This window comes from Janthinobacterium sp. JC611 (assembly GCF_018682595.1).
Taxonomy (GTDB): Bacteria; Pseudomonadota; Gammaproteobacteria; order Burkholderiales; family Burkholderiaceae_D; genus Janthinobacterium.
Map to the genome: position 1 here is coordinate 22,216 of NZ_JAFLJN010000039.1, position 9,993 is coordinate 32,208.

General features: G+C 61.8%; 5 protein-coding genes. 3 read left to right on the top strand and 2 right to left on the bottom strand.

Features of this window, described 5'->3' with window-relative positions; genetic code table 11:
• Position 1 precedes the first annotated feature (1 nt).
• Positions 2–1,405 (bottom strand): recombination directionality factor, encoded by a 1,404-nt coding sequence (locus J0O65_RS23825; RefSeq protein WP_215409667.1) that lies wholly within the window; start codon positions 1,403–1,405, stop codon positions 2–4.
• Positions 1,406–1,568: 163 nt separating this feature from the next.
• Positions 1,569–2,462 carry a site-specific integrase gene (locus tag J0O65_RS23830; protein WP_215409668.1) on the bottom strand — a complete coding sequence of 298 codons (894 nt, stop codon included), beginning with the start codon at positions 2,460–2,462 and terminating at the stop codon, positions 1,569–1,571.
• Positions 2,463–2,683: 221 nt separating this feature from the next.
• On the opposite strand from J0O65_RS23830, the gene J0O65_RS23835 reads away from it, so the two are divergent.
• From J0O65_RS23835 to J0O65_RS23845, 3 genes are all read left to right on the top strand, one after another.
• Positions 2,684–3,046, top strand: a complete 363-nt coding sequence (locus J0O65_RS23835; protein ID WP_251373951.1) for an H-NS histone family protein — start codon at positions 2,684–2,686, stop codon at positions 3,044–3,046.
• 468 nt (positions 3,047–3,514) lie between these two features.
• Complete coding sequence (locus J0O65_RS23840; RefSeq protein WP_215409669.1) at positions 3,515–5,287, top strand: ShlB/FhaC/HecB family hemolysin secretion/activation protein; 1,773 nt, start codon at positions 3,515–3,517, stop codon at positions 5,285–5,287.
• An 83-nt stretch (positions 5,288–5,370) separates the two neighbouring features.
• On the top strand, positions 5,371–9,993 hold a 4,623-nt coding region (locus J0O65_RS23845; protein ID WP_215409670.1), incomplete at its 3' end, for a two-partner secretion domain-containing protein.

The following is a 9,993-nucleotide window of genomic DNA, read 5'->3' on the forward strand; positions in this document are numbered from 1 at the left end:
ATTATTTTTCCTTGGCTGGCGCTGTTGGAGTGCGTGGCCTGGATAAAGGCGTGTCGGACGCGCGCAGGCGGGCGTTGACCTTGTCACAAAAGCCTTCCGGATCATTTTGATAGCGTTCCAGTTCCGCCAGCACGCGTTGGCGGCCATTTACATTGCGCCGCCAGCCGGCGCCCCACTGGCGATCAGCAAAGAGGCCGAAGCGCTCCCGATCTACGCCATAGGCTGCGGCGAGGTCGAACAGGGTATTGATCGCTTCATCTTCGGTAGATGGGGCGTCCTGCGCAGGTAACGCAGACTGCATGGATTCGGGGGCCGGCTTTTGCTGTACAGATGCTCCGGTCTCCGCAGGCTGTTCCAGCGTTAGATCATCTCCATCATCGGGACGGTTGGACGTTGAGGCCGCGTCTCGTTGTTCATGGTGACCCTGCAAGATATTTGCGGCCTGATCCGCCAGGTGTAAAGCGCTTTCGTCGTCATGCTGGATCAGAAGGGAAGAGACATCGATCGGTGCTTCCAGCTCGATGATCCAGTGTGCGCTGCGCACGGATTGCCCGGTTTTGGGATCGATATGCGAGACGTCGCGCAGCTTTTTACTGAAATAAAAGGGCGTGCGGTGCTGATCCAGGAAGCCGGCCAGCCGGCCACCGCGCATGAACGAGATGGTTTCAAAGCGTTCGATGGCGCGGCTCATGGCATAAAAACTGTTCGTGTGCAGCACGAAAGCATCGATCGAGGGAATGCCGGGAATATAAAAAATGAATTTTCCGGTCAGGTTGCATTGCCGGTTCTGAAATTCCGGGCAGTTTTCTGGATCGCAGACGCCATTGTTTTCTGGCCGCAGTTGGAGTGGTCGCCCACCGAAGGTGCGAACCACGCGTTGGCTGCGCTCATCAAAGCGGACCGGGGCGTACATTTTGCAGTAGCGCGTATGGCCATCCGACGCATATTCGCTCCAGTAGCGCTTGTCATTGCGTGCCCAGGCGGCCAGTTCGTGTGGCATGACCAATTGCCAGGTATCGGCAGGAAAGATGACTGGAAAACGATACAGCCGGATGACGCCGTCACCCCGATCCTCGCCAAAGGCCGCCAAAATCTGCGCTGCCAGGGCTGGGTTGGGAAAGTCATTCGGACGTACGGTGAACCAGGCCACATTTTTGGGAACAAGCGGTGTCTTGATGTCTGGAAAAGCTTCGGCAATTTTTTGTCCGATCTCTTCAAATGAACAGTTTGAGGCGAGCCCCTGATCGTAGATCGCCTTGGCTTGCGGATTGCTCGCGGCCGCCTTGGTCAGCACTTTGATGCCCGCCCGAATCGTGCCGCCGGTGGGAATGCGGGCTTGCCGTTCGCCAAGGACCGTTGGCGGAGCGCCTTGCGCAAGCGTGCGATTGACGATTTCCTTGTCCATGATGGTCTCCTTTACGTAAAAATGAACGATGAACCATCCTCTCATTGGTCTGTAGTGAGTCAACCCCGTTATCCCCATCCAGACTTTTTCCCGTGGGGCGAACGCACGGAATTGGTACAAGCAACGGCAAGACTGAATGCGTTCAGGGGCGGGAAGTTGGGGACTACATACGCTGATATGGTGGTTTCTGGGTACTCTTCGACAACAGGCGGCGCACCGTACCGGCTCGCGTCCCAAGATAAAACGCGATCTCCTCGGCTGTGCAGCCGTCGGCGTGCAGGCGATGCGCGACGGAGCGCCGCGCGCCCAGCACACCAAGACCAGGCAGATTGGCGTAGCGGAAGATACGTTGCAGGACATCATGTAAACCCTTTTCGGAGGAGGCTTTCGCGCATGGCGAGGTGAACGACTCACCGGTCCGGCTGAGAAATAGGCTACTGTCGCCCTGCAGTCCTCGATATGCGCTCGGATCGCTGACACCGTATCCAGCGGCTACGCGCCACGCCAAATACGCGTCAAGCCAGTACAACGCTGTTGCGTCGCAAAGCAGAAGCGGGCGTGCTATGCCATTCGACGCGGCATGCGCTGGCAGCCATGGTGGCGAGCGGCACCGGCCCGGCGCATCGATGTAGTCGGCAACGGTCATCCTGGCGATCTCATTCGGGCGTGCACCGGTATGGATAAGCATGAGGAGAAGGGCGATATCGCGCTGTTTGCAGCGACTATGCCGTGCCGTGTGCAGCACTAGCTGCTCAATCTGCGTATGGGCAATGATCGGCGGTGAGGTTGTGGCCGAAGGTTTCGCCAGCGGCACGAAATGTTCCAATGCCTCCAGATAATCTTTCCCATGCGCGCGGATGACCTGGGCAGTGGGAGCACTGTCTTCGTCGATGCCGATCACACCTACGACGGATTGTAGATCTCGCGCTAAATCAGCAACCGATTTGGACACCGTCGACTTCGTGACACGAAACCGCGCTGCGATCTGGTCATAGGTCTGTCCTTGGAGCATGGCCAGAAGCCAGGTCGATGCGAAAGAAGGGGGGCGTGGTTCCATATTTCGACTTTCGTGGCAACGGTGATTTCCACTATTGTTGTCGGGCCAGTTGCATGGCTCCAGCCGAAATTGGCCCCTATCGCTAGGTATTTCGATGGCACAATGAGAAATAAGGGGGCTAAAGTTCGCGCGAATTGTTTTAGAAAGGTTTTCACTTGGCATGCGTGCTCAAGTCACATATAGGTGTCACCCCAAATTTGTCCTACTTTCAAGGAATTCGTATGGATATCTCATCATTATCACTGGCCGAGTTAAAAAAGCTCGAAGCACAAGCAATTCAAGAAATCAAGGTCCGACAAAAAGACGAGCTGGAAAGGGCCCGTGCGGAAATGCAGGCGATTGCACAGCGGGTCGGCGTGCCGCTGACCCAGTTGATCGCAGGCGTACCAAAAAATGCAGCGAAGGGAGAGAAAAAAGTTGTGGCTGCTCTGTATCGCAACCCTGACAACCAAGAACAGCAGTGGAGCGGTCGCGGCCGTCAACCTTTGTGGGTCAAGTCGTGGATGGATAAACACCAGTCGCTCGACGGAATCCGTATCTTACTAAGAAATTTTCAGAGTAAAACCACGCAATTGTTGTGGTAATGACCTCGCCTTGACTATTTCACAGTTCTGGGATCGTTGACGCGCTAGATGGGGGCGAAAATATTCCCCCTATTCTCTTGATGTGATTCTTTGGTAAATATTTATATATCGCCATATGCTACCTTGTCTGGAGCGCATCAGCTGTTCATTGATCCGAAGAGCATAAAGAAATCAAATGCTTAGCCGGCTCATTGACCATCAAGTGGAATAGGTTTCGATTATAAAATGTCACGTTCTTACTGATTAGGTAAGCCAAAGCCCTGTTTTTACAGGGCTTTTTTATGCCATCGATATCGGCTGCCACTACCTGTGCTGCCGCCACAAGGTCGCGCATCTATTTACTAGTGGTAATTGGATAGTTGAAAGGCAGTTACCAAAGAGGTAAAGTTCTCAAGAAATAAATTAAATTGCCCGATAGAAATAATTAATTTATAATTTCCTTACGTAAATAATTACTTAAGGCAACATATGCACCTGCGCTTGACGCCATGGTGCGGTGTATTTTTGTTTAGCGGCACCCTGTGTGCCGCCGTGTCCGCGCAGACCCGTCCCGACATCGCGCCGCCCCTTCCCACCCCGCCTGGCAGCAGCCAGCGCGACGATGCCAGCCAAGAACTGATACGCCAGCAAGAACGCGAGCGCGTCCTGCGCCAGCAGCAGGAGCGCACGCCCGACGTGCGCCTGCTCGAGGCGCCTACGGCCGCGTCCGCCAACCGCCTGCCCGCAGGCGAATCGCCATGCTTTACCATCGACCACCTGGAGTTGCGGGGCGAGGACGCCGTGCCATTCCAGTGGGCGCTGGATGCCGCCGGGCGTGACGACTTGGGCGCGCCGGACGCTCCGCTGGGGCGCTGCCTGGGCACGCAGGCCATCAATGTGCTGATGGGCCGCATGCAGAACGCTATCATCGCCCGCGGCTACGTCACCACGCGCGTGCTGGCCGAACCGCAGGACTTGAGCAAGGGTACTTTGGCCCTGAGCGTGATACCGGGGCGCATCCGCCAGATCGGCTTTGCGCCCGGCACCCATCCCCGCGCCACCTGGTGGAATGCCGTGCCGGCGCGCCCGGGCGACTTGCTCAATGTGCGCGACACGGAACAGGCGCTGGAGAATTTCAAGCGCGTGCCGACGGCCGAAGCCGATATCCAGATCATGCCGGCCGAGGGCGGCAATGCGAAACCGGGCGAGAGCGACCTGCAGATCCAGTGGAAGCAGGGCTTGCCATTCCGCCTGGCCCTGGGCCTCGACGATGGCGGTTCGCGTTCGACGGGCAAGCTGCAGGGCAGCGTGACCCTGTCGTACGACCACTGGCTGACCCTGAACGACCTGTTTTATCTGAGCCTGAACCAGAACGTCGACGGCAACCGCCAGGGTCCGCGCGGCACGGGCGGCATGGTGGCCCACTATTCGATTCCCTACGCTTACTGGCTGCTGGCCTTCACGGCCAGCGACAGCCGCTACCACCAGTCCGTGGCCGGCATCAGCCAGGACTACAACTACAGCGGCGCCAGCCAGAACCGCGAAGTCAAGTTGTCGCGTCTGGTCTACCGCGACGCCTCGCGCAAGACGACGCTGTCCTTGCGCGGCTGGCAGCGTTCCGCGCAAAACTTCATCGACGACACGGAAGTGGAAGTGCAGCGCCGCCGCATGGCCGGCTGGGAACTGGGCATCGGCCACCGCGAATTCCTCGGTCAAACCACCCTGGACCTGAACCTGCAATACCGGCGCGGTACGGGCGCGATGGATGCGCTGGCCGCGCCCGAGGAAGCGTTCGGCGATGGCACGTCGCGTTTCAAGCTGCTGCTGGCCGACGCGGCCCTGTCCGCGCCGTTCAAGGTGGCCGGCCAGCCGCTGCGCTACTCGGGCAGCTGGCGCATGCAGCACAACCGTACGCCGCTGGTGCCGCAGGACCGTTTTGCGATTGGCGGGCGGTATACCGTGCGCGGCTACGACGGCGAAAGCAGCCTGTCGTCCGAACGGGGCTGGTTGCTGCGCAACGAACTCGGTATGCCGCTGGGCAGCAGCGGCCAGGAAGCGTATGCGGGACTCGACCATGGTGAAGTGGCGGGACCATCCGCCGCATGGCTGATCGCACGCAACCTGACGGGCACCTTCGTCGGCCTGCGCGGTCAGTGGCTGGGCGTGCAGTACGACGCCTTTGTCGGCTGGCCCGTGCGCAAGCCCGACCTGTTCCGCACTGCCAGACATACAGCCGGCTTCAGCCTGAACGCCAGCTATTAAAAAATTCCGATGTGAAACGCCGCCATCCGCCAGCCGTTCTCTTCTCCCCTTATCGCATTAATTGATTGTCATTAGGACATTTCATGAACAAGAACCTGTACCGCATCATCTTCAATAAACGCCGTGGCCAGCTGATGGTGGTCGCCGAAAATGCTTCTTCGCAAGGCAAGGCGACCAAAGGCGAGGGCAGCTTGACGCATGGCGTGTTTGAAGGCGATGGCGGTGGCGGGCCAAGTGTCAGTGTGAATGGCAAGTTGCGGCCGCTGGCGCTGGCCGTGTTTGCCGCGCTGGGCATGGTGAGTTTTGTCGCCGGGCCGGCCATGGGACAGATCGTGGCCGATCCGAATGCGCCGGGCCGGCAGCGTCCGACCGTGGTGCAAAGCGCGAATGGCGTGACGCAAGTCAATATCCAGACGCCGAGCGCGGCGGGCGTGTCGCGCAACACCTACAGCCAGTTCGACGTGACGGCGAACGGCGCCATCCTGAACAATAGCCGCGGCAACGTGCAGACGCAGACGGGCGGCTGGGTGCAGGGCAACCCGTGGCTGGCCGGCGGCAGCGCGCGCGTGATCCTCAATGAAGTCAATTCGGCCAACCCGAGCCAGTTGCGCGGCTATGTCGAGGTGGCGGGCCAGCGCGCCGAAGTCGTCATCGCCAACCCGGCCGGCGTGGCCATCGACGGCGGCGGTTTCATCAATGCGAGCCGGGTCACGCTGACGACGGGCACGCCCATCCTCAACGGCGGCAACCTGGACGGCTACATGGTGCAGCGCGGGGTAGTGACCATCAACGGCCGCGGCCTGGACACCTCGCTGAGCGACTACACGGCCATCCTGGCGCGCGCCGCGCAGATCAACGGCGGCATCTGGGCGCAGGAACTGAAGGTGGTCACGGGCGCGAACCAGATCGATGCGGCGCATGGCGTGGCGGGCGTCGCGCCTGGCTTGGGCCCGGCCCCAGTCTACGCGCTGGACGTGGCGCAACTGGGCGGTATGTACGCGGGCAAGATCACCCTGATCGGCACGGAAGCGGGCCTGGGCGTGCGTAACGCGGGCGTCTTGGCGGCCACGGCCGGCAACCTGGTGCTGCAGTCGAATGGCTGGCTGAGCAACAGCGGCAATGTCCAGTCGGCCGGCGCGGGCAGCCAGACCAGCATTGCCGTGACGGGCGACGTGGCCAACAGCGGCACCGTGTATGCGGGCGGCGACAGCCTGGTGCAGGCGCAGGGCAACGTTGCCAACAGCGGCGTGATCGCGGCGCAGGGCAATACCAGTGTGCAGGCAACGGGCGCCGCCTCGCGTATCGATACGGCGGCGGGTTCCGTGCTGGCGGCCGGCCTCGACTTGGATAACACCGTGTCGGGCAGCGGCAAGCTGAACGTGTTGGCGGGCGATCTGGTGGCCGTGCATGGCACGGCGGTGGCGGGCGGCGACAGTACGCTGTCCGCGCGCCGGCTGGAGCTGGTTGACGCACAGGTGTCGGGCGCCAACGTCAGCCTGGGCGCCAGCGCGGGCGACCTCGACGCCAGCCGGGCGCAGGTCACCGCCCGCGACCGCCTGCAGCTGGACGCGGCGCGCACCGTGCGCAGCGATGCGGCGCAACTGACGGGCCAGCAGCTGGGCGTGCATGCGCACGACTTGTCGAACGTGGGCGGCCAGATCACGCAGCTGGGCGCCGGCGACCTGGCGATTCAATTGCCGGGCAGCCTGGACAATACGCGCGGCGTCATCGCCACGAACAGCCAGGCCTTGCGCCTGCAAGCTGCCAGCCTGAGCAATCAGGACGGGCACATCCAGCATGCGGGCACGGGTGCGCTGGAGATCGGTGCGGCGCAAGTCAACTTGCAGCGCGGCAGCATCATCAGCAATGGCGTCATGGCGCTGAGCGGGGAGCAGATCGACCACCGCGATGCCCGTACGGTGGCGGGGCAATTGAACATCGATGCCGGCAGCCTCGATAACCGGGGCGGCAGCCTGGCGCAGAGCGGGCAGGGCGACACGCGCGTGCAGGTGCGCGGTGCGCTGGACAATCGCAGTGGCACGCTGGAAAGCAACGGCGCCTTGAGCGTGCAGGCGAATAATATACAAAACCAGAAGGGCCGCATCGTCTCTGGCACGGATGTGGCGCTGTCGACTGGCGCGCTGGACAACACCGAGGCGACCCTGGCTGCGGGCCGTACACTGCGCCTGGACAGCGGCGACGTCGACAACACGCGCGGCCAGATCCAGGCGCTCGCGGGCGATGCGGCCTTGACGGTCGCAAAACTGAACAATACGGCTGGCAGCGTGTTTGCTGGTGGCAATCTTGCTACCAAGGCCGGCGAGGTACTCAACAGCGGCAACGTGTATGCGGCCGGCAGCCACGCGCTGCAGGTGAGCGGCGCGATCAGCAACAGCGGCGTCATCGCCGCGCAGGGCGACAACCGCATCGACGCCAACCGCATCGACAGCGCGGCCGGCAGCCTGCTGGGCGCCGGCATCCGCGCCAACGGCAGCCTGGCCGGCAGTGGTCAGTTGCAACTGACGGCCACGCAAGCGATCGGCGCCCATGGCCAGAATTTGGCGGCCGGCAAGACCAGCATGCACGCCACCGCCATCGACCTGAGCGGCAGCCAGACGGGCGGCGCGGCCATTGCCCTGGACGCCAGCGCCGGCAACGTCGTGACCGATAACGCGCTGGTGACGACCACCGGCCTGCTGTCCGTGACGGCGGCCGGCAGCAGCCAGGCCCTGTCGAACGTGCACGGCACCCTGAGCGCGGGCCAGTTGGATATCAAAACTGGATCGCTCGACAACCGCGGCGGCACCGTGATCCAGACGGGCACGGGCGACACCACCTTGCAAGGCAGCACCCTGGACAACACGGGCGGACGCATCGCCGTCAACAGCGCCAACCTGGCGCTGACTGCGGAACAGGTGAGCAACCGCGACGGCAGTATCGAACACGCGGGCACGGGCAGCTTGCACATAGCAGCAACGCGCTTCGATGACGAGCGGGGCAAGGTGACGGGCAATGGTGTAGTTGATATCCAGGCGGAAACGCTCGACCACCGCCAAGCCGTCACGTCGGGGCAGCAGGTAGCGGTGCAGGCCGGTCAGCTGGACAACAGCGACGGTACCCTGCAGCAGACAGGGCCAGGACAGATGCGCGTGGACGTGGCGCAGACGCTGGACAATACGCGTGGCAGCATCGCCGGCAATGGCAGCGTGCAGGTGCAGGCGGGCGTGCTGGACAATAGCAAGGGGCGTATCACCTCGGCCGCGTCGGCGGATATCACCAGCAAGGGCGCGCTGAAGAATACGGACGGCGTGATCGCCGCCACGCAGGCGCTGCAGTTGACGGTGGTAGGACTCGACAACACGCGTGGTGTATTGCAGGCGGACAATTTATATCTTGACGCGGCGACCTTGCTGAACCAGCAAGGCACGGTCAGCGCCGGTTCGGACCTGACGGCGCGCCTCAGCGCAGACTTGAGCAACACCGGTCTGCTGTATGCGGGCCGCAACCAGCAACTGACGGTGGGTGGTGTGCTGAACAACAGCGGCTCCATCGCCTCCGTTGGCAACACCAATATTTCCGCTAATAAAGTGACCAGCAGCGGCTTGCTGGGCGCAGGCATCAAAGCCGACGGCAGCCTGGGCACGGCAGGCGATCTGACGATCAATTCCGATGGCGTGCTGCAAGCGAGCGGACAGAACTTGGCGGCAGGCAGTGCGACGCTGACGGGTTCCAGTGTGGATCTGTCGGGTAGCCAGACGGGCGCGGCAAACATCGCCATCACGGCAGCTACTGGTGATGTACTGACGAGTAAAGCCGTCATCTCGGCCAGCAACGTGCTGGCCATCACGGCTAACGCAAATAACGCCCAGTCACTGGTAAATAACCAGGGCCAGCTGGTGGGCGGACAGTTGCAACTGAACGTGTCCAACCTGAACAACACCAGCGGCGAGATCGTGCAGACGGGCACCGGCGACACCGTCATCACTACGGGCAAGTTGGACAACACGGCTGGCCGCATCGCCGTCAACAGCCATAATCTGGCACTGAACGCGACGGTGCTGACGAACGTCAATGGCAAGCTGGAGCATGCCGGAGCCGGTGTGCTGGCCATCAACGCGGGCCAGTTCCTTAATCAATCCGGCAAGATCACGGGCAATGGCAAGCTCGACATCACGGCCGCCACCTTCGACCACCGCAATGCCACGACGGTGGCCAATCAGTTGACGGTGAACGCCGGCACGCTGGACAACCGCAGCGGCAGCCTGGCGCAGACGGGCACCGGCCTGATGACGGTGAGCGCTACCGGCCAGCTGGACAACACGGGCGGCAAGATCGAGGGCAATGGCGATGCGCTGGTGAAGGCAAACACTTTGTTGAACAGCACGGGCCGCATCGTGGCGGCGCAGGATGCCACATTGAACGTGAGCAGCCTGGACAATACCGAGGGCACGGTGGCGGCAGGGCGCAACCTGGCATTGTCCGGTGGCGACATCGACAATACTAAAGGTCAATTGCAAGCCGTGGCCGGCAACGCCACCTTGAATGTGGAGAACTTGAACAATACCGCAGGCAACGTGTTTGCCGGCGCCAACCTGAACGCGACACTGGCCAGCCTGAACAACGCGGGCAGCCTGTATGCGGCTGGGAATCAATCCCTGACCGTAACAGGCGCCATCACGAATACGGGCGTCATCGCGGCACAAGGC